The following is a 1905-nucleotide window of genomic DNA, read 5'->3' as shown; positions in this document are numbered from 1 at the left end:
CCTGGCCCCCCTGGCCTGGAGCCCCGCCATGTCCGCCAGCACCGTCGGCCATGGCGGGGCTCCAGGCCAGGGGGGCCAGGAGGCAGGTCGCGAGAGCGGTCGAGCGCAGCAGGCTTCGCTTCGAGACGATGGCAATTCCTGTCAAGGCCAAGCTCCCCAGATCAGCACCGACGCAGTCGTGCATGTCCCCGGGCATAGCACCCGAGACCAAGGCCGGATATCGTTGAAACTAGCTATGCCCGCCGCGCCGGGATCGGCCGGTCAGGCCGCGGGCACATGCAAGGCCAGCACGGTTTCGCCGCGCCGCGACCGCGTGTCGAGCGTACCGCCCAGCCGTCCGGCCCGTGCCCGCATCGAGCGCAGGCCGGTGCCCGGGACGGGCGCTTGCGAGGCGGCATCGAAGCCGACGCCATTGTCGTTTATGGCCAGGCTCAGCGTCTCGCCGCGCCGGTGCAGGTCGATGACGACGCGGCTTGCCTGGCTGTGCTTGAGCACGTTGGTCAGGCCTTCCTGCAGGATGCGGACGAGATCGAGGCTTCGCGCGAGCGACAGGTGGCAGTCCTCCAGCCCGGTCAGGTTCCACACGCAATCGATGTCGCGGCTTTCGCATGCCAGCGTGTGGCGGCGGCGCAGCGGCGCGATCCACTCGGCCAGCGACTGGCCGCCCGTCTGGTCGTCGGCGGCGGTGTCGATGATGACCCGCAACTCGTCGCGCAGTTCCTTGAGGACGGACAGGAAGCGATCGGCCGGCAGGTTCTGCGGCGCATGCTCCAGCATGGCGATCGAATTGACCAGGGTGCCGCCCATGCCATCGTGCAGATTGTGGGAAAGGGAGACGCGCTCGGCCAGCCTGGTGTTGGCCAGGGTGACCTCATGCTGCTGATGCAGCGTGAGGGCGAGTTCTTCCCTGGCGGTTTCGATCTTGGCCGTGAGCTCATCGTTGAACCCCTCGATGCGGCGCATGTTGGCGACGAAGTTCCAGGCCAGCACCAGCGCCATGCCGACCATCTGAAAGTGGGATGTCAGCGTGACGTAGTAGACATTGCCAAGAAGGATGCCGAGATAGGTCATCAGGTCATGCAGGATGGCCACGATGGTGAGCGCGTTGACGATGTGAAGGACGATGTGGTCCAGCCGATTGCTGCGCCAGGTCAGGCCGATCGACAGGAAACAGGCGCCGATGTAAAGCAGCGACCAGAACAAGGCCAGCAGGTTGAGCATCGGGCCGAGTTGGGAATGCGGTGTGGCAAACAGGGCCGCGGCGCCGATCGCCAGCGCGGCCCACAGCACGGCTTCCCCCCTGGGAAAGCGGCGCTCGGCAAAGCGGATGACAAACAGCACGAAGGCGGCGGCCATGACCATGAAGGAGAGCATGATAAAACGCTGCCAGGTGTCGGTCGCCGCGAACGGCCAGGGGCTCGTCACCACGAAATTGAGCGAATAGCAAAACCACGCAATCGTCATCAGGGCGAACCAGCCATAGGCCTTCAAGCTTCGGCGCAGCAGCCAGACGACGAAGAAGAAGGTGCCAAGCGCCGCGGTGACGCCGAGATAGAAGACCGGCAGTTCGCGGCGAATCCAGAATTGCTGGACAAAATGGGCACGCGTCGCCGAAGGCGGGCCGATCAGGACCGGACCAAGGCCTGGCTGGTACGGCGCTAGGCCCGAGACCCTGATCAGCAGCGTGTTGGTGCCGGCATGCAGGACCGGGGAAGCGAGCTGCCAGTAGCGGGGCACGTTCCATGAGCGCGTCAACGGCTCGACGAGGAATTCGTCGCGGCCGAGTTCCGCGGCGTTGACAGAGATCGATCCGGCCAGTGTCCAGTAGTTCAGCGCGAGGCCTAGCGGCTCGGCCGCGTCGGGCCTGTCGAAGGTGAGGCGATACCAGACCACGCCGTCGAAACC

The 1905-nt window shown here is 65.6% G+C and carries 1 protein-coding gene; it reads right to left on the bottom strand.

The features are described from left to right. Window positions 1–261 precede the first annotated feature (261 nt). On the bottom strand, window positions 262–1905 hold a 1644-nt coding region (locus EN969_RS29045), incomplete at its 5' end, for a 7TM diverse intracellular signaling domain-containing protein (RefSeq protein WP_127419624.1).

The organism is Mesorhizobium sp. M7A.F.Ca.CA.003.01.2.1, assembly GCF_003998945.1.
GTDB classification, from domain to species: Bacteria; Pseudomonadota; Alphaproteobacteria; order Rhizobiales; family Rhizobiaceae; genus Mesorhizobium; species Mesorhizobium ciceri.
This window is presented reverse-complemented; position numbering and strand designations above follow the sequence as displayed.